Annotated in this window: 22 protein-coding genes, 1 tRNA gene and 1 pseudogene; 13 read left to right on the plus strand and 11 right to left on the minus strand. The window is 69.9% G+C overall.

Annotation, left to right across the window (positions count from 1 at the left end; all coding sequences use genetic code 11):
- Positions 1 to 40 precede the first annotated feature (40 nt).
- From LRA98_RS03385 to LRA98_RS03395, 3 genes are all read left to right on the plus strand, one after another.
- Positions 41 to 640 (plus strand): penicillin-binding protein activator LpoB, encoded by a 600-nt coding sequence (locus LRA98_RS03385; protein ID WP_201171652.1) that lies wholly within the window; start codon positions 41 to 43, stop codon positions 638 to 640.
- 94 nt (positions 641 to 734) lie between these two features.
- Positions 735 to 1,979: a COG3014 family protein gene (locus tag LRA98_RS03390; protein ID WP_238632664.1), complete on the plus strand. Its 1,245-nt coding sequence runs from the start codon at positions 735 to 737 to the stop codon at positions 1,977 to 1,979.
- Positions 1,976 to 2,995: an LPP20 family lipoprotein gene (locus tag LRA98_RS03395; RefSeq protein WP_238632661.1), complete on the plus strand. Its 1,020-nt coding sequence runs from the start codon at positions 1,976 to 1,978 to the stop codon at positions 2,993 to 2,995. Before LRA98_RS03390 ends, LRA98_RS03395 begins: the two co-directional genes overlap by 4 nt.
- Here LRA98_RS03395 and LRA98_RS03400 read toward each other — a convergent pair.
- From LRA98_RS03400 to LRA98_RS03420, 5 genes are all read right to left on the minus strand, one after another.
- On the minus strand, positions 2,992 to 4,023 hold the full coding sequence (locus tag LRA98_RS03400; RefSeq protein WP_238632660.1) for a hypothetical protein: 1,032 nt from the start codon (positions 4,021 to 4,023) through the stop codon (positions 2,992 to 2,994). The two genes, LRA98_RS03395 and LRA98_RS03400, sit on opposite strands and share 4 nt — an antisense overlap.
- Before the next feature lie 130 nt (positions 4,024 to 4,153).
- Entirely contained in the window at positions 4,154 to 4,993 is an 840-nt protein-coding gene (locus LRA98_RS03405) for a PA2778 family cysteine peptidase (protein WP_238640824.1), read from the minus strand.
- A gap of 213 nt (positions 4,994 to 5,206) precedes the next feature.
- Positions 5,207 to 5,566, minus strand: a complete 360-nt coding sequence (locus tag LRA98_RS03410; protein ID WP_201171641.1) for a PA2779 family protein — start codon at positions 5,564 to 5,566, stop codon at positions 5,207 to 5,209.
- A gap of 111 nt (positions 5,567 to 5,677) precedes the next feature.
- Positions 5,678 to 6,187 (minus strand): serine aminopeptidase domain-containing protein, encoded by a 510-nt coding sequence (locus LRA98_RS03415; RefSeq protein ID WP_238633459.1) that lies wholly within the window; start codon positions 6,185 to 6,187, stop codon positions 5,678 to 5,680.
- A gap of 9 nt (positions 6,188 to 6,196) precedes the next feature.
- A tRNA-Thr gene (locus LRA98_RS03420) sits at positions 6,197 to 6,272 on the minus strand.
- Between the two features lie 182 nt (positions 6,273 to 6,454).
- Here LRA98_RS03420 and LRA98_RS03425 point away from each other — a divergent pair.
- From LRA98_RS03425 to LRA98_RS03445, 5 genes are read left to right on the plus strand one after another with little or no spacing between them, the layout of a single operon-like run.
- Positions 6,455 to 6,880 carry a type IV pilus modification PilV family protein gene (locus tag LRA98_RS03425; RefSeq protein ID WP_201242109.1) on the plus strand — a complete coding sequence of 142 codons (426 nt, stop codon included), beginning with the start codon at positions 6,455 to 6,457 and terminating at the stop codon, positions 6,878 to 6,880.
- Positions 6,877 to 7,821, plus strand: a complete 945-nt coding sequence (locus tag LRA98_RS03430; RefSeq protein WP_238633460.1) for a prepilin-type N-terminal cleavage/methylation domain-containing protein — start codon at positions 6,877 to 6,879, stop codon at positions 7,819 to 7,821. Before LRA98_RS03425 ends, LRA98_RS03430 begins: the two co-directional genes overlap by 4 nt.
- Positions 7,821 to 8,249 carry a hypothetical protein gene (locus tag LRA98_RS03435; protein ID WP_238633461.1) on the plus strand — a complete coding sequence of 143 codons (429 nt, stop codon included), beginning with the start codon at positions 7,821 to 7,823 and terminating at the stop codon, positions 8,247 to 8,249. The genes LRA98_RS03430 and LRA98_RS03435 overlap by 1 nt, the downstream gene beginning before the upstream one ends.
- A gap of 10 nt (positions 8,250 to 8,259) precedes the next feature.
- Positions 8,260 to 8,676 (plus strand): type IV pilin protein, encoded by a 417-nt coding sequence (locus LRA98_RS03440; protein ID WP_201172523.1) that lies wholly within the window; start codon positions 8,260 to 8,262, stop codon positions 8,674 to 8,676.
- Complete coding sequence (locus tag LRA98_RS03445; protein ID WP_338018542.1) at positions 8,598 to 9,185, plus strand: GspH/FimT family protein; 588 nt, start codon at positions 8,598 to 8,600, stop codon at positions 9,183 to 9,185. The genes LRA98_RS03440 and LRA98_RS03445 overlap by 79 nt, the downstream gene beginning before the upstream one ends.
- A 4-nt stretch (positions 9,186 to 9,189) precedes the next feature.
- On the opposite strand, the gene LRA98_RS03450 is transcribed toward LRA98_RS03445, so the two are convergent.
- From LRA98_RS03450 to LRA98_RS03475, 6 genes and pseudogenes are all read right to left on the minus strand, one after another.
- Positions 9,190 to 10,782 (minus strand): HAL/PAL/TAL family ammonia-lyase, encoded by a 1,593-nt coding sequence (locus tag LRA98_RS03450; protein WP_238633463.1) that lies wholly within the window; start codon positions 10,780 to 10,782, stop codon positions 9,190 to 9,192.
- Positions 10,783 to 10,787: 5 nt separating this feature from the next.
- Positions 10,788 to 11,972, minus strand: a complete 1,185-nt coding sequence (gene pcl / locus LRA98_RS03455) for a 4-coumarate--CoA ligase (RefSeq protein WP_201171627.1) — start codon at positions 11,970 to 11,972, stop codon at positions 10,788 to 10,790.
- 58 nt (positions 11,973 to 12,030) lie between these two features.
- Positions 12,031 to 12,408, minus strand: coding sequence for a photoactive yellow protein (gene pyp / locus LRA98_RS03460; protein WP_201242104.1), 378 nt, complete (start codon positions 12,406 to 12,408; stop codon positions 12,031 to 12,033).
- A 105-nt stretch (positions 12,409 to 12,513) separates the two neighbouring features.
- Positions 12,514 to 13,800, minus strand: a pseudogene (locus LRA98_RS03465) (D-amino acid dehydrogenase); the annotation flags it as partial.
- Between the two features lie 31 nt (positions 13,801 to 13,831).
- Positions 13,832 to 14,575: a 7-cyano-7-deazaguanine synthase QueC gene (gene queC / locus LRA98_RS03470; RefSeq protein ID WP_201171621.1), complete on the minus strand. Its 744-nt coding sequence runs from the start codon at positions 14,573 to 14,575 to the stop codon at positions 13,832 to 13,834.
- A gap of 90 nt (positions 14,576 to 14,665) precedes the next feature.
- Positions 14,666 to 15,667: a CobW family GTP-binding protein gene (locus LRA98_RS03475; protein WP_238633465.1), complete on the minus strand. Its 1,002-nt coding sequence runs from the start codon at positions 15,665 to 15,667 to the stop codon at positions 14,666 to 14,668.
- Positions 15,668 to 15,743: 76 nt separating this feature from the next.
- On the opposite strand from LRA98_RS03475, the gene aroC reads away from it, so the two are divergent.
- The 5 genes from aroC to leuB all read left to right on the plus strand — a co-directional run bounded on the left by aroC (position 15,744) and on the right by leuB (position 21,289).
- On the plus strand, positions 15,744 to 16,847 hold the full coding sequence (gene aroC, locus LRA98_RS03480) for a chorismate synthase (RefSeq protein ID WP_238633466.1): 1,104 nt from the start codon (positions 15,744 to 15,746) through the stop codon (positions 16,845 to 16,847).
- 4 nt (positions 16,848 to 16,851) lie between these two features.
- On the plus strand, positions 16,852 to 18,021 hold the full coding sequence (locus LRA98_RS03485) for an MFS transporter (RefSeq protein WP_238633467.1): 1,170 nt from the start codon (positions 16,852 to 16,854) through the stop codon (positions 18,019 to 18,021).
- 80 nt (positions 18,022 to 18,101) lie between these two features.
- Positions 18,102 to 19,502, plus strand: a complete 1,401-nt coding sequence (gene leuC, locus LRA98_RS03490; protein ID WP_238633468.1) for a 3-isopropylmalate dehydratase large subunit — start codon at positions 18,102 to 18,104, stop codon at positions 19,500 to 19,502.
- A gap of 45 nt (positions 19,503 to 19,547) precedes the next feature.
- On the plus strand, positions 19,548 to 20,195 hold the full coding sequence (gene leuD / locus LRA98_RS03495; protein WP_238633469.1) for a 3-isopropylmalate dehydratase small subunit: 648 nt from the start codon (positions 19,548 to 19,550) through the stop codon (positions 20,193 to 20,195).
- Positions 20,196 to 20,218: 23 nt separating this feature from the next.
- Complete coding sequence (gene leuB / locus LRA98_RS03500) at positions 20,219 to 21,289, plus strand: 3-isopropylmalate dehydrogenase (RefSeq protein WP_238633470.1); 1,071 nt, start codon at positions 20,219 to 20,221, stop codon at positions 21,287 to 21,289.
- Positions 21,290 to 21,340: the final 51 nt, after the last annotated feature.

The following is a 21,340-nucleotide window of genomic DNA, read 5'->3' on the forward strand; positions in this document are numbered from 1 at the left end:
TGATCCCGCAGCCAGTTTTTCCGGATAAGGCGAGGGGGCTATGAAGGCGTGGATTCGGGGTGCCCTGGTGCTGTTGGCCATGGCGGCGGTCGCGGGCTGCGGTCACTCGGTGGAGCGGATCGATCGGGATGCGGAGCACGACCTCTCCGGTCGGTGGAACGACCAGGACTCGCGACTGGTTGCTGAGGAGATGATCGCCGACGCGCTGGATCGCCCCTGGTTGCGGGAGTTTCGGCGCGACGAGGGCGGGCGGCCCACCGTCATCGTGGGGGGTGTCCGCAATCTCAGCCACGAGCACATCAATACCCGCACGTTCGTCAACGATATCCAGCGGGAGCTGATCAATTCCGGACAGGTGGATTTCGTCGCCGACGCCGATCAGCGCGAGCGCATCCGTGAGGAGCGCCGCGACCAGGATCTGCACGCCAGCGAGGAGACCCGCAAGGCCATGGGGGAGGAGCTGGGCGCTGACTACATGCTGCTTGGTTCGGTGAACTCCATCATCGATCAGGAGGGGCGACGTCAGGTCCGTTACTACCAGGTCGACATGGAGCTGATCAGCCTGGCCGATAACCGCAAGGTCTGGATTGGCAACAAGGAGATCCGCAAGCTCGTGCGTTCGGCCTCGGCGCGGCCCTGAGCGGCGCGGCCGCGTGACGCATTGGCTGTATAGGCCCTGGCTGGCACTGATACTGGCTGCTGCCCTGGCCGGGTGCACGACCTACGGCGATCGGATGGCACCGGTAGAGGCCGCCGTGGAGGACGGCGATCCGCGTCGAGCGGTGGAGCTGCTCGATGCGGACTCCGGCGGGCCGGGGGACCGTGTTGTCGACCTGCTCAACCGCGGAGCGCTCCTGCGCATGGCCGGGGAGTTCGAGGCCAGCAACCGCGCCCTGGAAGAGGCCTACGACGCCATCGCCGAGGTCGATCCGCTGAGCGTCTCGGAGAGCGTGGGCAGTCTGATGGTGGGTGAGACCGCTTTCGCCTACGCCGGCGAGCCCCACGAACGGGTCCTGCTCCATCTGCTCATGGCCTTCAATTATCTGGATCTCGGGGATCCGGATGCGGCGCGGGTCGAGGCTTTGCGCGTGGATCTGCGCCTGCAGCGTCTCGCCGCCGAGCAGGGGCGGTCCGTCTACCGGCAGGATCCGTTTGCCCGGTACCTCAGCGGGTTGATCTTCGAGCGTCTGGGTGAGCCGGATCAGGCCCTGGTGGCCTATCGCCAGGCCTACCAGGCTTACCGCGAGCAGGGCGGACGGCTGGGGGTTGCGGTGCCCCGCTCGCTACAGCGCGATCTGCTGCGCCTAGCCGATGAGCTGGGACTCGACGAAGAGCGGGCCGAGTGGCAGCAGGCTTTTGGGCTGGACGCCTGGCCGGATCCGGCCGAGCATCGCGAGCAGGCGCACGTGGTGTTGATTGCCGGGGTGGGGCTAGCCCCGCGCAAGGGAGAGCAGGGGTTCGCGGTGCAGGATCGCCAGGGACGCGTCCACAGCGTGGCCCTGCCGTACTACGAGCCGCGGCGCAGGCCGCTGGGCGGGGTCCAGTTCAGCGCTGGGGAGGCCTCGGTGCCGGCAGAGCCGGTGCACGACGTGGACGCCGTCGCCCGGATCCTGCTCGAAGAGCAGCAGGGCGTGCTCGCCGCCCGCGCGCTGGGGCGACTGCTGGTGCAGAAGGAGATGATCGATCAGGCCCGCGAGGCCAGTCCGGTAGCCGGTCTGGCCATGAACGTCTTCACCCTGGTGGCGGACCGGGCGGACACCCGCACCTGGGGCATGCTGCCGGCGCAGTACTACATGGCCCGCATCAGTCTGCCACCCGGCGAGCACCGGCTTGAGCTGGTCTATCAGGGCCGGTCCGGTCACCCGCTGACCCGGGTGGACCTCGGGGCGCTGGAACTCGAGGCCGGGGCTTATCACTTTGTATTCGATCGCTGGGTCTCGGCGCGTGCCGGCTCCGTGACCCACAGGGGGGAGCCGTGAAAGCGCTTCTCGTAGTCCTGATGGCGCTGTTCCTGCTGGCCGGCTGTGCTGGTAGTGCTCCGCCATCGGGAGATCAGCCATCCTGGGTGGTCGGCGGTGAGCCGGCCTCCTATCCCGGTGAAAGCTATCTCAGTGCGGTGGGCACGGCCGATCACCGTGAGCTGGCCCACGATCGGGCCCGGGCCGAGCTGGCGCGCGCCTTCGAGGTTCATGTAACGGCGGCGACACAGCAGGAGGACTGGCTGGCGTTCGGCGACGGCGAGACCCGGCACCGGGCGACGCTGGGTCAGCAGGTCGCGACGCGCACCGCGGTCACACTGCGCGGTGTCGAGATCGGCGAGACCTGGCGGGAGCCGCAGAGCGGCCGGTATCACGTCCTCGCCGTCATGGATCGGCAGCAGGCGGCCAGCGCGCTGCGCGAGGGCATCGCGGGCCTGGACGCGGCGACCAGTCGCTATCTGCGCCAGGCAGACGCTGCCGCCGACCCGCTGCACGCACTCGCCGCGCTGGCCCGGGGGCTGGAGGCGCAGCGCCAGCGTGCCGAGTATCAGCAGGCCCTGCGGGTGCTCACCGGTGCCGGCATGACGGTGCGGTACGAGCTGGCGGTGCTGCGTGCGCGGCTGGCCGCCGAGGCCGGGAGCATCCCCTTCGGCATCGGCGCGCGGGGTGATCATGCCGAACGGGTGGCAAGCAAACTGCAGGCATCGGTGGCCGCTGCCGGGTTCCGGGTCGATGAACGGGAGGATGCCTACCGGCTGGAGGCTGTGCTTGAACTCGAGGATCTCGGGCAGCGCGATGGCTGGTACTGGCAGCGTGGCGGCCTGACCCTGCGCTTGCTGGATGATGCCGGTGAAGTCCGTGGCGAGCAGCGCTGGCCGGTGCGCGGTGCCGCCACCGATTACACGACGGCCGAGCGTCGTGCCCTGGAGCAGGCATTCGAGCGCCTCGGCGAGGACCTGTTCGGCCTGATCATCGCCTTGGCTGTCGGCCAGGGCGAGTCGGCGCCGCGAGGCTAGAAGCGACCGCGCAGCGTGGCCGTAGCGAGCAGCGAACTCGAGCGGCTGCCGCGGAAGTCATCCGGAACCAGATCGCGGTCAACGCTTCTTGCCGAGGCCTCCAGCCGGATCTCGATCCGCTCCCAGGCATAGCCGCCGCCGCCGAGCAGGTGGAAGCCAGTGCCGGAGAGCGTATCGCCGTTGTCGCGTTCAAGGCGCTCGTAGTGCAGGCCGGCCCCCATGTAGGCGCGCGGCCCGGCCTCGCGGAACTCGCGCCCGAAACGCAGGGTCAGGTCTGTGGCGCTCCAGCGTTTCGGTTCCGGGTCGGCGTAGAGGCTGCCGCTGGTGCTCAGCTGCTCGCTGTGCAGGTGGGCGATGCCCACCGAGGCGTGTTCGCTGACGGCGTACTGGATGTCCAGCACGGGACCGTGGGCGCGCAGGCGCGTTGAGTCGTCGCCGTATCGCTCTTCAACCGACAGGTGGTGGTAGCCGTAGCCGACCCCCACACTCCAGTTGCGCCGGGGCGGCGGCGCCTGCCCTTCGGCCCGCTCGGCCACGCGTATCGTCTCCGCTTCTTCTGCCCGTTCCTCCTCGGTCTCGTCATGAGTCGCCCCCGGGATTCCACCCTGCCACCAGGCCGGTCGGTCGGTGGGCGGTGTCTCACGCGTTGTATCGGGTGGCTCGGGGCCGTCGGCCTGTTCGAGGATGCGCATGATCCCGGGCATCAACGCCGGCCGCATCTCCATGGCGTGGCGGGCAATCGGGTCGGCCAGTCGCGGATAGGTCGACAGCAGTTCGTCGAACTCATCGAGGAAGGCCTCATCGTCGCGCAGCGCCGCCTCCTCGATGCGGGTCAGGGCGTCATCGAGGATGCTGCGCTGGTGTTCGGTGAGCAGGCCCGGATCAGCGGATGCGCTGCCGTGGGGCGCCGGAGCCTCGGCGTCTTCGGCCGTCGCTTGGAGGACCGGCCACAGCGTGGCGGCCACGATGAGTAACCCGGCGAGGTGCCTGCTGCCGGGCGTGCGGTTGGGCCGACGATACCGGTGCATGGGTGGCTCCTGTCTGTTGTGCCGCTACCTCTTGCTTCCGGCCAGCGCGGCCCGTCGGCTGGTGAGGCGCGCTAGCCCTGCCCCGAAGGATAGTCAGCCCGTGCCCGTCTCGCGACCCAGCGCCGGTGGGTTATTCCCCGCGGCCGCCCGCAGCCTCTAGGCGGATCCGTTCGACCGCCTCGCCGTACTGCGGATGATCGGGTGCTGCCGCTTCGCTCCGGCGAGCCGCCTCCAGCGCCTCGGCGACCCGGTCCAGGCGCAGCAGTGCCCAAGCCAGGTTGTGGTGGGCCGCTGGCCCCGACTCGTCCTCCGCCCCGATAGCGTGGCCATAGGCGTCCACAGCGGCGGCGTACTCCCCCCGGGCGTAGCGGATGTTGCCGAGGCCCAGCCAGGCGTCTGCGTGCGCGGGCCAGCGCGTCGTGGCGGCGCGGTAGCCGGCCAGGGCCGGCTCCCAGCGCTCCTGGCGCTCCAGCTCGGCGACGGCGGCGACCCAGTCATCGGCGTTGGCACTGCGGGGCAGGTGCCCGGGGCGCGGGATCACCATCGCCCAGTGGTCGCCGCGTTGCCAGGTTCGCTCGAACCGGCGCAGCGAGAGGGTCTCGCGTCGCTCGGTCCCCGAGCGCAGGGTGACCGTTCCAGCGTCCAGGTCAAAGCCCACCACCACGGCGTAATGCCAGTGGGGCAGCGCCTCCAGGGCCAGGTTCTGCAGGACCAAAACCGGGCGGCCGCCGGCTACCTCCGCTAGTAGGTCGGCTAGATCCGGTGCGAGGACATACGGGATGCGGTCGGCGCGGCGGGCGGCGGCCAGCAGCTCGTTCTGCAGCGTGCCCTGGCGCTCGGGAAGGTAGACGGCGTCGATCAGCTCATCGTCGGTAGTCATCACATCGCTGGCGACCAAGACCGTGGCCAGTGCCGCCGGGCCGCAGTAGTAGGTCTCGTCCGGGAAGAAGGGCGTGTCGCTCAGCTCCACCGCGCGGGGTAGCTCGGCGGTCTCCCGCGCCTCGGCGATTACCTCCGGGTGCTGCAGTGGGGGGGCGGCGCCCCCCGCCCCCCCCCCCCCCCCACCCCCCCGGGCCCCCCCCCCCCCCCCCCCCGGCACCGAGAAGCGCTGTCACCATCAGGGCGTACCGCGGGGTGATCCGCCGCTGCAGCCGGATTGCGGGCCCCATGGCGGTGCAGCGGTTCAGCGGACCAGCAGCCAGATGATGACCAGCAGGAGGATGGTGGTTGCGCCGATGGAAACGCCCGCGCCGGCCGGTTGCTGCTCGATGCGCTCGGCCAGCTCCCGCGCCTCCTCATCGCTCAGCGCGGCGACACGCTCCTTGGCCTGCGCCGGATCAACGCCGTAGTCGGTCAGGGCTTGCTGGACATCCTCGCGTTGCAGGGCCTCCTGGACGCGATCGCGGTCGGATGCCGCCTGGCGCTCGCTGATCACGTCGCTGGTCCCGACCACACCCGCCAGCGCCGTGGTCGGCGCCATGGCACCCAGCGAGAGCGCGAGCCCGATTAGGACGATGAGACCTTTGATACCGGTGCGCTTCATGGAGAAGCTCCTATTTTGAGTGGTTTTTTCACGAATGATCCACTTGTGGTGGAGCGTCGCACGCTGATTCGGGTCATGCAACGTGATGCTGCGCGGACTGGCGGGAAGCGCTCAGCCGCGCACCCGTCGGAGGAAATCTTCGAACAGGTGTTGTAGCGTCGGCAGGTGGTCGTTGAGGTCGTGCTCGGCGTCGAGCAGGTGTAGGCGGGCCCGCTGGCGCTGTGCGAAGGTCATCACCGCCTCGGGCGGGATCAGGGCATCGCGCCAGCCGTGGACGATCTCCTGGTGCTCCGTGGTGGGCGTCGGATAGGCCGGGTAACCCGGTATGCCGATGGCCGGGGCGAGCAGGAAGAGGCCGTCCGCCTTGAGCTCGTTGGCGGCATTCGCCATGACATAGCCGCCCATGCTGGAGCCGACCAACACCAGTCGACCGGCGGCCCGGGGTCGGTGCTCGAGCACCATGGCCACCCGCTCGTCCGGGTCCTCGGTGGCCGTGAAGTCGATGCTCTCGACGGCGAAGCCGGCCTGCTCGGCGACGGGCAGCAGGGCGGAACTCTTGCGGCCCCAGGGGCCGGTGCCCTTGCCGTGGGCGTAATAGAGACGGTTTTGGGGGTGAGTCATCGGGGTTTCTGGTGCCGGCGAGAGGACTTGAACCTCCGACCTGCCGATTACGAATCGGCTGCTCTACCAACTGAGCTACACCGGCACAGGCTGCCTGAACAACGCCGCGGATTGTAGCCGAAGGGCGGGTGGGGAACCAAGCCCCCCGTGCGTCATCGGGCCGCGGTCGCGTCCCGGCGATCTTGCGCTAGTCTCAGTGGGTGCGCATGGAAGGTGCGGATGGAACCCAATCGCGAGGAAGGGATGCCTCGCCACTCTGGATTCACAATGCTCGAGGCGCTCGTCGCCCTCGGGCTCCTGGCCGGTGTCGCGGCCGTGTCGCTCCAGGCCCTTCTGGGTGGGGTGCACGGGGCTCGTGATGCCGCGTATCACGTACGAGCCACTCTCCTCGCCGAAGAGTTGATCACCCGCGCCCGGCTGGTCGCGCCAGATCAGCGCTCGGCTGATCTGGCCGAGGTCGATGCGGGGGACGTGGGCACGTGCCAACCGCCGTCGGTCGGGGACCAGGCCCGCGGCGACGTGGTTGATGCCGACGGTTGGCGGGCCGAGGTTGCCTGCCAGCTGCCGCAGGCCGAGGTGTCGGTCGAGGCGGGCGCCGATCGCATCCGCGTCGAACTCCGCTGGCAGGCTCCCCACCGGGACGAGGCATCGTCCCTTGAGCTCTCCGGGCAACTCCTCGAGGTCGGCCCATGACCGGGCGTGCCTATGGCGTGACCTTGGTCGAGCTGCTGGTGGCGCTGGCCGTGGCGGCGGTGGCGCTGCTCGCGGCGGTGCAGATCCTCGGCAGCGCGCTGCGGGCCAGCGCCACCGTGGAGGACCTGGGGCGGGTGGCGGATAAGGGCGCGGTGTTGCGTCAGGTCCTCGATGGCGAAGTCGCGCTGGCCGGGGAGGTCCCCTGCGGTGGCCGGACCCCGCTGTATCGAGGCGAGGGCGCGGCCGGCGAGGTGATCGGGGCCCAGCTCGATCCGCCGGGTCTGCGCGCCGATGAAGGCGAGCTGACCTGGGTGCGCGGTAAGGAGGCGCCGCGGAGCGTGGCGACCGGCTACGATGCCATCGAGGTAGCGGCCCCGGAGGCGCAAATCGAGCTGGATGAGCCGGCCGAGGAGGTGTTTGGAAGCCTGCCGGCCAAGGTCCTGGTCGGTAATGCCGAGGGCCTGTTCCTGCTCGAGGCCGAGGCGCAGGATGGCGCCAAGGATCTCACCCTGGACGGGCTCGGCGAGGACCACGACCTGCCCGAGCGCGGGGTGGCGTGGGTCCCCTGGTGGCCGGAGGAGGAGTCCGCGGAGGACGACGATGCGTCGCCCGTCCAGGTGCGGCGGTTGCGGTGGTCGGATGGCGGAGGCGTCGATGGGGTGCCGACCCTGAACCTCGGCCGTGGCGAGGGGGCTCCGCAGCCGATCCTGCGCGGGGTCGAGGCGCTGGAGATGGGCTTCGCCGAGTGTCCGGGGGCCGACGACCCGGCCCAGGTCCCGGATCATCCAGGGCCTTTCCAGCGCGCGGAGGAGGTAGACGACTGGCTGCGGGTGTGTGCCGTGCGCTTTACGGCACGCATCCGCACCGGTGGCCAGCGGGGTGGGGCCGGCACGGAGCAGGTCCAGACGGTGACGGTGCCGATCCACGGGAGATTGCCTTGATGGGGGGCTCCCGGCAGGCCGGCTTTGCGGTGCTCGGTCTCAGCGCCGTGCTGGTCATGCTGGCGCTGTTGTCCTGGTCGGTGGTCGCCCCCACCGCGCTGCAGCTGCGCGCGGCCGCGGCCCTGGAGTCTCGTGCTGCGGCCCGCCTGGCGGCCGGCGATGAGCTGCTCAGGGCGAGGCGGGAGTTGGCGGCCGGGCGCGAAGAAGCCGGCGATCCGGGGTGTTGCAGCGGAGAGGTGGCTGCGCCGTGCTACCGTATCGAGCGCGACGACGGGCAATTTCGGATTTGTGCTCGCGGCAGCGGGGGGGACGGGGCCGAGGTCTGCCTGCAAGCGGGTGGTGTGCTCGCGCCGGCGCCGGTAACGGGAGCAGCTGACCGCGTCGAAATCCGCTGGAAGCGCGAATGTCCCTACGGGAATCGGGATTGAGGAAGGTGTTATGAGGAGAGCGGATCAGCGCGTCCGCGTGGCTGGCTTCAGCCTGGTCGAGCTGATGATCGTCTTGGCCATCTTGGCCATCCTGGTGGCGATCGCCTACCCCTTCTACGGCCAGTACAAGGTGCAGGCGGACCGTAGCGACGCCACCGCCACCTTGATGGATACCTGGATGGCGCTGGAGCGCTGTTTCATCCAGGAGATGGACTACGACGCGTGTACGGATGAGGTCCCGGAATTGTCCGAGCGGGGCCTTTATGAGCTGGGGGTCGAGACCGACGCCGATGGCTTTCGCCTGACTGCCACACCGGCGCCGGGAAGTCCGCAGGAGGCGGATGAGGCGTGTACGGAATTCACCCTCGATCACCGCGGCGAGCGGGGCAGTGGCCCCGAGGGCGTCGAGGTCTGCTGGGGCGACTGAGCCCGGCCTTTACCCTCACCGAGCTGCTGGTGGTCCTCGCCCTGGCTGCCGGGCTGGCGGCCGTGGCGGCGCCCCGGTTGGGCGCCGGTGTAGACGAGATCCGTGCCTGGGCCTGGCAGCGGGAGCTCCTCGCCGGGCTGGAGCGGGCCCGCATCGAGGCGCTGGACCACGATGAGACCGTCACCCTGTGCGGCGGCACCCCGCAGAGCGGGTGCGAGGCGCAGGGCTGGGATGACGGCTGGATCCTGTTCCGCGGCGAGGCCGCATCCGGCCAGGCGCCGGAACCGGAGCAGCTCCTCGCCCGGGGGCGTGGCGCCGGGCCGGGTCATGGGGTCGTTTCGGACGGAGAGCGGGAAGGGTTCGAGTTCCAGCCCGATGGTTGGCTATCGCGCGTTTACGGCGGCACCCTGATGCTTTGTCGCGACGGCGAGGCGGTGGCCGCCATCCGTGTGGCCACGACCGGCCGGCCAAGGCCGGCCGACGACAAGCGGGGTGAGCCCTGCGAATGAGGCCTCAGGAGGCCGGGCCCGGGGGTGCGCCCGGCAGCCCGGCGACCAGGCGTTGGGCCCGGTGGGGCGTGGCCAGGGCGTCGGCGACTGCGGCGATCTCCTCGGCCAGCGGGCGGTCCGCCTCCAATGGCGGCGCCAGTTCGCGGACCCACGCCAGGGTCTGACGCGCGCTGTGGCTGAAACCGGTCCCGTCGGTCAGTTCCAGGCCCTGGGCCAGGACCAGCGCCTCTATGGCCAGGATCCGCTGCAGGTGGTCCAGGTTGGTGGCCGCCTGGCGGGCGGCGCGGGTGCTCATGGGGACGATGTCCTGGTTGTCGGCGTTGGTCGGCACTGACTGGATCGAGGCCGGGTGGGCGCCGGTGCGCATCTCCGCGACCAGGGCCGACGCCGTCACCTGGGCGCCCATAAAGCCGCTGTGCAGACCGGTCTGGCGGGGCTGCATGAAGGCCGGGAAGCCGCTGCGCACCGGGTCGGTGATGCGGTTGATGCGCCGTTCACTGTGCACGGCCAGTTGGACCAGGGCGTTGTTCAGGGCGTCGGCGGCAAAGGCCAGGTGCTGGCCAAAGAAATTGCCGCCATGCAGCACGCGCCCCTCCTCGGGGAAGAGCAGCGGGTTGTCGCTGGCCGCATCCAGCTCGCTGGCCACGGTCTTGTTGTGGAAGGTGATGCTGTCCAGCACCGCGCCCAGCGCCTGAGGCAGGCAGCGGATCGAGTAGGGGTCCTGGGGCAGCGGCTGGTCGGGCAGGACGGCGCCTTGCTCTTCATCCAGCCGGGGTGGCACGCCGGGCCACGGCTGCAGGCGCCGGCTGTCCTCGGCCAGGGCGGTGAGCCAGGCGTGGGCCCGCATCTGGCCAGGGTGAGGGCGGGCGGCGCCGATGGCCGGCTGGAAGGCCTCGGCATGGCCGCCAAGCAACTCGGCGTAGAGCATGCCCAGTACCGCACAGATCCCGGCCGCCCGCTCGGCGCCCGCGCCGGTGACGGCACTGATGCCGGCGGTGGTCGAGGTGCCGTTGACCAGGGCGATGGCGTCCTTGCCGTCCAGGGTCCACGGTTCCCAGCCCAGGCGGCGCTGGGCGGCGTCAGCAGGCTCCCAGGCGCCGCCGTGGACGCTCACCCGGCCCTCCCCCATCAGGGCCCGCGCCACGTGGGCCAGCGGGGTCAGGTCGCCGCTGGCGCCGACGGTCCCGATGGCCGGCACCTCCGGGATCACGTCCTGCTCCAGCCACCCCAGCAGGCGCTCCACAACCGCCGGCGTGACCCCGGAGTGTCCGCGGGTGACACTGGCAATGCGCGCGGCCAGCGTGGCGCGGGTGTGGCAACGGGAGAGCGGATCGCCGACGCCGCTGCACAGGTGGTAGACCAGGTTGCGCTGCAGGGTGCGCGAGGCGGAGGGGTCGATCCGGCTGGTGGCCAGCGGTCCGTAGCCGGTGGTGACACCGTAGACCAGCCGGCGTTCGTCCACGAGGCGCTGGAGGTAGCCCTCAGCGGCACGCAGGCGTTCCCAGCCGGCCGCTAAGACCGTGGCTGAGCTGCTGCCGTGTCCGATACCCTCGATATCGGCGGCGCTCAGGCCACCGGCCAGATCCACTGCAGCCATGCTGTTCAGTCCCAGTCCTGCAGTTTGCCCATGGCGTTGCGCGGAAGCTCGGTGCCGATACGCAGATCCGTGGGTCGCTCGACCGCCGGCAGGTGCTCCCAGATCCAGTTCTCGAGCGTCTGGCGCAGCGTTTCAGGATCGGCGTCGGAACGCGCGGGAACGATGAACGCCTTCAGGCGCCGACGACTGCCTTCGCCGTGGCTGCGGACCGCGCAGGCGGCAACGGCCTCGTGGCTTTCGAGGCGCCGCGCGACGTGCCCCGGAGAGACGTTCACACCGCCGATCTGAATGATGTCATCGATGCGTCCGGTGGGTCGGAAGACCCGCTCGTCCCGCCACTGGAGGCGATCGAGCGGGGCCACGGTCACCGCTGCACCATCGGGTTGAGTGCGCTGGAGGTTGCCGTCCGCGTCGCGCTGCCAGTGGGGCAGCAGGCGGTAGTCCTCCGAGGGTGCCCAGCGCAGGCCGATCCCGCCGGCCTCGGTGGCGCCGTAGACCTCCAGCAGCGCGTCCAGGCCGGCCTGCAACAGCCCGTTGCGGCAGGCGGTCTCCAGCGCGGCGGTCGAGCTGATGCCCGTGCCGCCGGGGAAGCGGTGATTGCTATCGAACAGGTAACGCCAGCGTGCCGGGACGGTGGCAATCAGGTCGTCAGGTGCCGGCTCGCGGAACAGGGCGGTGGGCGCGGCGTGGCTCTCGATCACGGTGCTGCCCAGCGCGCGGGGCAGGGCGACGCCGAAGACGAAACCGTAGAGGTGGTGGACGGGCAGCCAGGCGATCACCCGCGGGTGACTGCCCAGGGCGTTGGCCAGTGCCTCGGCCTCCTGGGTCAGCGCCGCCCAGCTGTGGTGGTGCGGCTGCGGGGTGCCCGTGCTGCCCGAGGTCGAGAAGGTCAGGCCGCTGGTGTGCTGACTGGCGTCGGCGATGAGTTCGGCCATGTCGCCGATCCGGCGCACGGCCAGCAGACGGTCCTCCACACCGGTCTCATGCAGGCGGAAGAAGCGGTTGAGCGCGCTGGCTAGATTGAGTCGATCCAGGGAGTCCGCCCGGATTGGTTCGGCATCCAGGCGGCTATCGGCGCACAGGTCCTGCGCTTCGGGCGGGTCGCCCCGTTGACCGCGGCCGGTGGCCAGCTCGCCGGGGATCAGGCTGCGCAGCAACCGCAGCACTTCATCGGCATTCAGCCCTTGCATCGGTCGGTCCTTTCGCGGCTGCCCGCGCCCGGGACGGGCACGGGCAGCGGGGTCTGGTCTAGACGCGCTTGACGAAGACCCAGTAGCTGTCGCCGGAGAGGGCCTTCTTCATGTGCACCTTCACCTTCGTGGGCGTCATTTGGTAATCGAAGGTGTACTCGAACATCGTGTTCAGGTTGCCCGAGGCCACCCCTTCCTTGAACTTGCCGTAGAACTCCGGGCTGTCAGTGCACGGGGCCACGTCCTTGAAGAAGTTCTTGCCGATGACCTGCTTCGGGTCGCGGCCGGTGATGTCGCCCTCCGCGGCGTTGTACTGAAGGATGTTGCCGTCGCCGTCGAGCTGGATGGCGCCGAAGGCCAGGCCGTCGAGCTGGCCGTCGTCCATCTTGGCGAGGGTGTTCTCGATGTCCTCGCTACCGAAGGCTACGTGTTCCATCGTGATACTCCTTTCATGGACCGGGGGCTTCGTGGTGAGCCTTGCTCACTCTCGAGACTCCAGCCTAGATGTACAGCCCTTGTATAACAAGACCCGTCCCTTTGTTCATCCGTAGCGTTGGAGCCAGTACGGGGCGGGATCGAGGTCGCAGGTGCGCTCCTCCAGCTGGTCGGCGACCAGGCGCGCGCTGCCGGCGGCGAACGTCCAGCCCAGGTGGCCGACGCCCGTGGCCAGGTGCAGGCCGGAGATCGGGGTCGGACCCAGGATCGGGGGGCCGTCGCAGGTCATCGGGCGCAGGCCGGCCCAGGGTTGGCTCGAGGCGTCCGCCAGCTGTTCGGCCAGGCGCGGGAAGCGGCTCAGACCCTGCTCGCGGACGGCTCGCCAGCGCCGCTCGTCGAGCCTGAGATCGAAGCCGGTGATCTCCGCCTTGCCGGCGATACGCAGCTGCTCACCCAGTCGGGTAACGACCACCTTGCGGGCGTCGTCGATGATGGGCATCCCGGGTGCGCCCTCTATCCCGTGCAGCGGGATGCTCACCGAATACCCCTTGACGGGTTCGATGGGCAGGCGCAGACCGAAGCTGCGGGTCAGGGCCGGGCTGTAACTGCCCGCCGCGACAACTACGGCGTCCGCGTCGATGATCCCGCGGCTGGTCTCGACGCCCTCCACACCCGCTGGGCCGCCGAGCAGCCTGCGTGCCGTGGTGTCGAGCCAGAGTTCAGCGCCTTCGGCGGTGAGTCGCTGCGCCAGGGCCGCGGTGAACTGCAGCGGGTCGCCGCAGCCGTCGTCGGGGAACTCGATGGCGCCAGCCAGCTGGTCTGCGGTATCACTCAGCGCGGGTTCGCGGGCGAGCGTCTCGTCCACTCCCAACACCTGGTGCCGGATGCCCAGCGCTTCCACGGCAGCCGCTTCGGTGCACCCCTGCTCCAGAGCGTCCGGGTCATCGAAGAGCTTCAGGATGCCGCTGTCGCGAGCGGCGAACGAGAGGTCGAGCTCGTCACGCCACGCCCGTGCCTGCTGTAGGCCGTAGAGGGCCAGGACCGCATTGGCGTCGGCGTGACGGCGGTAGCGCCGGGCGGTGGCGTTGGCCAGGAAGCGCAGCGACCAGCTCGGATTGCGCAGTACGCGCAAGGGATTGATGCGCAGCGGGGAGTCGGGTTTGCCGAGCCAGGCAATGGCATCCCGGAGTACGCCCGGAGGGTTCCATGGAGCGGCGTGGCCGGCGTGGAGCTGGGCGCCGTTGGCGTAGCTCGTCTCCTGCGCCACGTCGCTGCAGCGCTCGATGAGCACGATCTGGTGGCCACGGGCGGTCAGTTCCCAGGCCACGGAGGTTCCGACCACGCCAGCCCCGACTACAGCGATGCGCATCGGTGTTCTCCCTCGGTTGTGGTTCGGGCACGATTCTCCGGCGCGGGCGGTGGGATCACGGCGCCGCGCTGCTGTCTCGGTAACGGTGCCAGCCCTCGGCGCGCAAACGGCAGGCCGGGCATTCGCCGCAGCCGTAGCCCCACTCGTGGCGCTGCTCGCGCGCGCCGTAGTAGCAGGTGTGGCTTGCCTCCACGATCAGGTCCACCAGGGCGGTTCCGCCGAGTCGTTCGGTCAGCGCCCAAGTCTGGGCCTTGTCCAGCCACATCAGGGGGGTATGCAGCACCAGTCGTTCGGCCATGCCCAGGTTCAGGGTGACCTGCAGGGACTTGACGGTGTCGTCGCGGCAGTCGGGGTAGCCGGAGAAGTCGGTTTCGCAGACGCCGGCTACCAGGTGGCGGATGCCCCGCCGGTGGCCCAGGGCCGCCGCCAGGGTGAAGAAGAGCAGGTTGCGGCCGGGGACGAAGGTGTTGGGGAGGCCGCGCGCGTCGTAGGTGATTTCGGCCTCGCGGGTCAGCGCCGTGTCGCTGATCTCGCCGAGCACGCCGGCGTCAAGAACGCGGTCCTCGCCCAGACGCGCCGCCCAATCGGGGCGCAGGGCCCGCAGGCCGTCAAGAACCTCGCGGCGGGCCGAGAGTTCCACGTCGTGCCGCTGCCCGTAGGCGAAGCCGATGGTCTCGACGCGGCTGAAACGCTCCAGGGCCCAGGCAAGACAGGCCGTGGAGTCCTGCCCCCCGGAGAAGAGGACCAGGGCGTGTTCTTCATCGGTGCTGGCGGGTGTCCGCTGCCGGGACTCGGCCATCGCCTGCTTCCTGGTTGGTTGTCGCGTTCCCGTAACAGGATAGGGGTTGCGTGCAGCGTCCGCCAGAGCGATGCGGCGGCGCCCCGGCGGTCACTCGCCGGCGTCCCGGCGGGCTGCCAGCAGGGCCTGCTCGGTGGCGGCCCAGCTGATCCCGTCGGCCGGGCCAATGATCTCCAGCCGGCTTTCGCCGCGCCAGGCGGTGGCTTCCATCCGGACCCCATCGGCGTCGACATCCACGCGCAGCCAGTCGCGGCCGGTGCGCACGACGCCCTTGACGCGCTGGGAGCCGCGAAGGGTCTCAAGGGCCCGGAGCAGGGCCTGGCGGTCGAAGGCGTCGTCGGGGTGGAAGATCCACCCGCAGGCCGCAGCGGCGCCGCCAGCCTGCTCGGCGCGCACCGGGCGGCCCGGTTCGGGGGTGGCGGCACGGTCGGCGTGGTGGTCGTGGTGCCCGGCGTGGTGAGGCGCTGCCGCGCTGCCTGCGGGGCCGGCACCGCCAGCCGACTCGTCCAGCCAAGCCGGATCGATGCAGCCGTGGGCGGCCTCCTCGATGCGCTGCTTGGGTGGATACAGCGATCGGGCCCAGGCCTGGAAGGTTGCGCGCTCGCCGGCGCTGCACAGGTCGGTCTTGTGGGCAACCAGCACATCGGCCAGCTGCGCCTGATCCAGGAATGCGTCGTGCCCGGCGACCCGCGGATCATCGAGTTGGCGCGGGTCGATCAGGGTCAGCGTGGCGCGCAGCGAGATCACGCCCTGCTGCTCGAATTCGCGGAGCAGGTCGAGGATGCGCGCCGGATGGCCGAGTCCGGTCGGCTCGATCAGCAGTCGGGACGGACGGCTGCGGCGCAGCAGGCGGGCCAGGGCGATCCGGAAGGGCGCCCCGAGTGTGCAGCACAGGCAGCCGCCGGGCAGTTCTTCGATGGCCGCGTCGTCCTCGAATCGTGTGGCGTCGACACCGACATCGCCGAATTCGTTGACGAGCACGGCCCAGCGCTCGCCGGCAGGGCGGGCCTCGGCGAGCAGGTGGCGGATGGCCGTGGTCTTGCCGACGCCCAGGAAGCCAGTGATCAGATTGGCGGGGGCGGGACTCTGCATGATGCGAAGCATACGCGCAGCGACCCGCACCCGACCAGGCCCGCCCACAGGTCTGCAGTGCTACAATCGGTGACCTATGTCTGGGAATACCTTCGGCACCCTGTTCACGGTTACGACCTTCGGCGAGAGCCACGGCCCGGCGCTTGGCGGCGTCGTGGATGGTTGCCCGCCGGGGCTCGCCCTTACCGAGACGGATCTGCAGGTCGAGCTCGACCGGCGCCGGCCCGGGCGCTCCAAGCACACTACGCAGCGCCGCGAGAGCGATCAGGTGCGGATCCTCTCCGGGGTCTTCGAGGGGGTGACCACCGGGACGTCCATCGGGCTGCTCATCGAAAACACCGATCAGCGCTCCAAGGATTACTCGGAGATCGCCGAGCGCTTCCGGCCCGGGCACGCCGACTACACCTATCAGCAAAAGTACGGCGTCCGTGACTATCGTGGCGGCGGGCGCTCCTCGGCCCGGGAGACGGCCGTCCGGGTGGCGGCCGGGGCCATCGCCCGCCGCTATCTCGCCCAGCGTCTCGGTATCGAAATCCGTGGGCGGCTGGCGCAGATGGGCGAGATCGAACTTGGGGCCGAAGACTGGTCCGCCGTCGACAGCAACGACTTCTTCTGCGCTGATCCGGCGCGCATTCCGGAGCTCGAGGCGCTGATCCACGAGGTTCGCAAGGCCGGCGACTCGGTGGGTGCGGCGGTGGAGGTCGAGGTCCGCAACGTGCCGCCGGGGCTCGGCGAGCCGGTGTTCGATCGGCTCGATGCCGATCTGGCCAAGGCGCTGATGTCGATCAACGCCGTCAAGGGCGTGGAGATCGGTGCCGGCATGGCGGCCGCCGCGCAGCGGGGCAGCGCCCATCGGGACGAGCTGACCCCGGCCGGATTCTCCGGCAACCAGTCCGGCGGGGTGCTCGGTGGCATCTCCAGCGGCCAGGATCTGGTGGCGCGCGCCGCGCTCAAGCCCACCTCCAGCATGCTCATCCCCGGTCGCTCGGTGGATGTCCACGGCGAGCCCGTCTCGGTGGTGACCAAGGGCCGTCACGATCCGTGCGTGGGGATCCGGGCCGTGCCCATCGCCGAGGCCATGGTCGCCCTGGTGGTGATGGATCACTGGCTGCGGCATCGGGCACAGAACGCCGACGTCGAGTCCGGGACCCCGGTGCTGCCCGCCCGCGACCGGGAGTGACCCGTTGAGCGTCGGGGCTCCGGGCGGGGCGCAGACGCCGCTGCCTTACTGGCGGCTCTCCGGCTTCTACCTGTTCTTCTTCGCCGCCCTGGGCGCGCTGATGCCCTACTGGGGGCCGTATCTGCGCGCCGAGGGGTTCTCTTCGGCGGAGATCGGTCAGCTGCTGGCCATCCTGCACGCCACCAAGATCATCGCGCCCAACGTCTGGGGGGCTCTGGCCGATCGGCTCGACCGGCGCATGGCTGTGGTGCGTGCCGCCTCGGTGGTGGCTTTCCTGGCCTTCTCCGCCATCCTCATCGCCGAGACCTACGGGGCGGTGGCCCTGGTGATGGCCCTGTTCGGCTTCTTCTGGAACGCCGCGCTGCCCCAGTACGAGGCCAATACCTTCAACCACCTGCGTGGGCAGGAGCACCGATACGGGCGTATCCGGCTTTGGGGCTCGGTGGGGTTCATCCTGTCGGTGATGGGCATCGGGGAGATGCTCGATCGGGCCGGGTTCGATGCGTTGCCCTATGTCGTGCTGCTGATCTTCGGCGGGCTGGCCATCTCCAGCCTGATCGCGCCGGAGGCGGGGCGCGCCATGCGCCGTGCCGATGGTGACGGTTTCTGGGAGACCCTGCGCCGGCCGGCGGTGATCGGGTTCTTTCTGGCCTGTTTCCTCAACCAGATGGGCCACGGACCGTTCTACGGCTTTTTCAGCATCTACCTGGAGGACCACGGCTACAGCGGCGGGCTGATCGGGGCCCTATGGGCCTGGGGCGTGGTGGCCGAGATCGTCATCTTCCTGGTCATGCATCGGCTACTACCCCGTTTCGGGGCCCGCACTTTGCTGACACTGGCGCTGACGCTGGGCGGGCTGCGGTGGCTGATGGTCGCCGCCTGGGTGGACTCGGCCTGGCTGGTGGCGCTGAGTCAGACCTTCCACGCCGCCAGTTTCGGGATCTACCATGCGGTGGCCATCGATGTGGTCAATCGCTTCTTCACCGGCACGGCCCAGGGTCGGGGGCAGGCGCTCTATTCGAGCCTGACCTTCGGCGCGGGGGTGGCGCTGGGCTCGCTGCTCTCGGGCATGGCCTGGGATGTCTTCGGCGGCCAGACCTTCCTGGCGGCCAGCGGGGTGGCCTTCCTCGCGGCGGTCCTGGCGGCGTGGAGTCTGCGCGGGCAGCGAGCCTGAGCGGGGCATTTCCCCCCGGCGGGCTCCGTTCGATATAATCGTGCGGTGAATGTTTTTCAGTCAGTTGATAGAACAGGCCAATGACCGGGAAGACCCTCTACGAAAAGCTCTGGGATAGCCACGTGGTCACCGAGTATGACGACGGCTCGGCGCTGCTCTACATCGATCGTCAGCTCCTGCACGAGGTGACCTCGCCGCAGGCGTTCGAGGGTCTCCGTCTGGCCGGGCGCCAGCCCTGGCGTGTGGCCGCCAACCTGGCCGTGACCGACCACAACGTCCCCACCACCGATCGCAGCCAACCGGTGGAGGATCCGGTCTCGCGGGTGCAGATCGAGACCCTGGACCGCAACTGCGCGGAGTTCCGGGTCACCGAGTTCGGCATCCGCGACCCGCGTCAGGGGATCGTCCACGTCGTCGGTCCGGAGCAGGGCACCACCCTGCCGGGCATGACGCTGGTCTGTGGCGACTCCCACACTTCCACCCACGGGGCGCTCGGTGCCCTGGCCTTCGGCGTGGGGACCAGCGAGGTGGAGCACGTCCTGGCCACGCAGACCCTGGTCCAGAAAAAGGCCCGGACCATGCTCATCCGCATCGACGGGCAGCTGGGGCGCGGGGTCACGGCCAAGGACATCATCCTGGCGATCATCGGCCGTATCGGCACTGCCGGCGGCACCGGCTACGCCCTGGAGTACGGCGGTGAAGCCATCCGCAACCTCTCCATGGAGGGGCGGATGACCATCTGCAACATGTCCATCGAGGCCGGGGCGCGCACCGGCATGGTGGCCGTGGACGACACTACCATCGATTACGTCCGTGGCCGGCCCAACGCCCCGGAGGGCGAGCGGTGGGAGCAGGCCGTGGCCAGCTGGCGCAACCTGGTCTCGGATCCGGACGCCGAGTTCGACCGGGTGGTGGAGATGCACGCCGACGAGATCGAGCCCCAGGTGACCTGGGGAACCTCGCCGGAGATGGTTGCCTCGGTGAACCGGCACGTGCCCGACCCGGTCGAGGAGTCCGATGCGGTCCGTGCCCGGGCAATGACCCGGGCACTGGAGTACATGGGCCTGGAGCCGGGGATCGCCCTGACTGACATCCCCATGGACAAGATCTTCATCGGTTCCTGCACCAACGCCCGGATCGAGGATCTGCGCGAGGCCGCCGCAGTGGTCCGCGGCCGCCGGGTGGCGGAGAACATCCGTCAGGCCCTGGTGGTGCCCGGTTCCGGGGTGGTCAAGCAGCAGGCCGAGGCCGAGGGGCTGGATCGGGTCTTCCTCGAGGCCGGTTTCGAGTGGCGGGAGCCGGGGTGCTCCATGTGCCTGGGGATGAACCCCGACCGGCTCGAGCCCGGCGAGCGCTGCGCCTCCACCTCGAACCGCAACTTCGAGGGGCGACAGGGGCAGGGGGGGCGCACCCACCTGGCGAGCCCGGCGATGGTGGCCGCCGCCGCCATCCATGGCCATTTCGTGGATATCCGGGAGTAGGCGCCGCCCTGCTTCCGGCCCTTGAACGAACGACTGGAAACGCCCATGGAACCTTTCACTCGACACACCGGCCTGGTGGCGCCGCTGGATCGCTCCAACGTCGATACGGACGCCATCATCCCCAAGCAGTTCCTCAAGTCCGTCCAGCGCACGGGCTTCGGCCCCTACCTCTTCGACGAGTGGCGCTACCTCGATCGGGGCGAGCCGGGGATGGACTGCACGAACCGGCCGCGCAACCCGGACTTCGTCCTCAATCAGGAGCGTTATCAGGGGGCCAGCGTGCTGCTCGCCCGGGAGAACTTCGGCTGTGGCTCCTCCCGGGAGCACGCCCCGTGGGCGCTGAAGGACTACGGCTTCCGGGCCATCGTGGCGCCGAGCTTCGCCGACATCTTCTACAGCAACTGTTTCAAGAACGGCCTGCTGCCGGTGGTGCTCGACGGCGCGGTGGTGGACCGGCTCTTCCAGGCGGCCTACGCCACCGAGGGGTACCAGTTGACCATCGATCTTTTCGAGCAGCAGGTCCATACGCCGGATGGTGAGTGCTTCGGCTTCGAGGTGGACCCGTTTCGTAAGCGCATGCTGCTTGAGGGGCTCGATGAGATCGGCGTCACCCTCGAGGAGCAGAGTGAGGCCATCCAGGCCTACGAGCAGCGGCGCAAGCAGGAAGCCCCCTGGCTCTTCCCCGAACCCTGAACCCTGGAACCTGAATAGAACCTATGTGCCACAAGATCCTGCTGCTTCCCGGCGACGGTATCGGCCCCGAGATCACCGCGGAGGCCCGGCGCGTGCTGGAGGCCCTGAACGAGCGCCATGGGCTTGGCTGCGAGATGGAGACGGCGCCCATCGGCGGCGCCGGCTACGACGCGGCGGGGCAGCCCCTGCCCGAGGAGACCCTGCGCCTGGCGCGGGCGGCCGACGCGGTGCTGCTCGGCGCGGTCGGCGGCCCGCAGTACGACGCGCTGCCCCGCGAGGTGCGCCCGGAGCGTGGTCTGCTGGCGATCCGCTCGGAGCTGGGGCTGTTCGGCAATCTGCGCCCGGCCATCCTCTACCCGCAGCTGGCCGGGGCCTCGGCGCTGCGCGAGGAGGTCGTGGCGGGGCTGGACATCCTCATCGTCCGCGAGCTCACCGGCGGCATCTACTTCGGCCAGCCCCGGGGGATCCGCACGCTGGAGAACGGCGAGCGCCAGGGGTACAACACCGAGGTCTACAGCGAGTCGGAGATCGAGCGGATCATGCGCCTGGCCTTCGAGGCGGCGCAGCAGCGCCAGGGGCGGGTCTGCTCGGTGGACAAGGCGAACGTGCTGGAGAGCTCGGAGCTCTGGCGGGAGGTCGCCGAGCGGGTGGCCGCCGACTATCCGGCGGTGGAGCTCTCCCATATGTATGTAGACAACGCCGCCATGCAGCTGGTGCGCGCGCCGAAGCAGTTCGACGTGGTGGTCACCGGCAACCTCTTCGGCGACATCCTCTCGGATTGCGCCGCCCAGTTGACCGGCTCCATCGGCATGCTGCCCTCGGCCTCGCTGGATGAGCACGGCAAGGGGCTCTACGAGCCGGTGCACGGCTCAGCGCCGGACATCGCCGGGCAGGACAAGGCCAATCCGCTGGCCACGATCCTGTCGGTGGCGATGATGCTGCGCTATAGCCTGGGTGCCGGCGAGGCTGCCGACCGGGTCGAGGCCGCCGTGGGGGCGGTGCTCGAGGAAGGGCTGCGCACCCCGGACCTGCAGGGCGGCACGCGGCCGGTGGGCACCCGGGAAATGGGCGAGGCGGTGGCGCAGCGGCTGTAGCTCCAGCTACAGCCCGCAGCAACCATCCGCGACAAAGGGGCCGCACCCGGC

It is taken from the genome of Halorhodospira sp. M38 (assembly GCF_022227985.1).
GTDB lineage: Bacteria > Pseudomonadota > Gammaproteobacteria > Nitrococcales > Halorhodospiraceae > Halorhodospira > Halorhodospira halophila_A.

What these genes read in the sequence shown, in the direction of transcription:
- LRA98_RS03385 (WP_201171652.1), top strand. Translation starts at nt 41, where the DNA reads ATGAAGGCGTGGATTCGGGGTGCCCTGGTGCTGTTGGCCATGGCGGCG.
- LRA98_RS03390 (WP_238632664.1), top strand. Translation starts at nt 735, where the DNA reads ATGGCACCGGTAGAGGCCGCCGTGGAGGACGGCGATCCGCGTCGAGCG.
- LRA98_RS03400 (WP_238632660.1), bottom strand. Translation starts at nt 4,023, where the DNA reads ATGCACCGGTATCGTCGGCCCAACCGCACGCCCGGCAGCAGGCACCTC.
- LRA98_RS03410 (WP_201171641.1), bottom strand. Translation starts at nt 5,566, where the DNA reads ATGAAGCGCACCGGTATCAAAGGTCTCATCGTCCTAATCGGGCTCGCG.
- LRA98_RS03415 (WP_238633459.1), bottom strand. Translation starts at nt 6,187, where the DNA reads ATGACTCACCCCCAAAACCGTCTCTATTACGCCCACGGCAAGGGCACC.
- LRA98_RS03425 (WP_201242109.1), top strand. Translation starts at nt 6,455, where the DNA reads ATGCTCGAGGCGCTCGTCGCCCTCGGGCTCCTGGCCGGTGTCGCGGCC.
- LRA98_RS03430 (WP_238633460.1), top strand. Translation starts at nt 6,877, where the DNA reads ATGACCGGGCGTGCCTATGGCGTGACCTTGGTCGAGCTGCTGGTGGCG.
- LRA98_RS03435 (WP_238633461.1), top strand. Translation starts at nt 7,821, where the DNA reads ATGGGGGGCTCCCGGCAGGCCGGCTTTGCGGTGCTCGGTCTCAGCGCC.
- LRA98_RS03440 (WP_201172523.1), top strand. Translation starts at nt 8,260, where the DNA reads ATGAGGAGAGCGGATCAGCGCGTCCGCGTGGCTGGCTTCAGCCTGGTC.
- LRA98_RS03450 (WP_238633463.1), bottom strand. Translation starts at nt 10,782, where the DNA reads ATGGCTGCAGTGGATCTGGCCGGTGGCCTGAGCGCCGCCGATATCGAG.
- pcl (WP_201171627.1), bottom strand. Translation starts at nt 11,972, where the DNA reads ATGCAAGGGCTGAATGCCGATGAAGTGCTGCGGTTGCTGCGCAGCCTG.
- pyp (WP_201242104.1), bottom strand. Translation starts at nt 12,408, where the DNA reads ATGGAACACGTAGCCTTCGGTAGCGAGGACATCGAGAACACCCTCGCC.
- queC (WP_201171621.1), bottom strand. Translation starts at nt 14,575, where the DNA reads ATGGCCGAGTCCCGGCAGCGGACACCCGCCAGCACCGATGAAGAACAC.
- LRA98_RS03475 (WP_238633465.1), bottom strand. Translation starts at nt 15,667, where the DNA reads ATGCAGAGTCCCGCCCCCGCCAATCTGATCACTGGCTTCCTGGGCGTC.
- aroC (WP_238633466.1), top strand. Translation starts at nt 15,744, where the DNA reads ATGTCTGGGAATACCTTCGGCACCCTGTTCACGGTTACGACCTTCGGC.
- leuC (WP_238633468.1), top strand. Translation starts at nt 18,102, where the DNA reads ATGACCGGGAAGACCCTCTACGAAAAGCTCTGGGATAGCCACGTGGTC.
- leuD (WP_238633469.1), top strand. Translation starts at nt 19,548, where the DNA reads ATGGAACCTTTCACTCGACACACCGGCCTGGTGGCGCCGCTGGATCGC.
- leuB (WP_238633470.1), top strand. Translation starts at nt 20,219, where the DNA reads ATGTGCCACAAGATCCTGCTGCTTCCCGGCGACGGTATCGGCCCCGAG.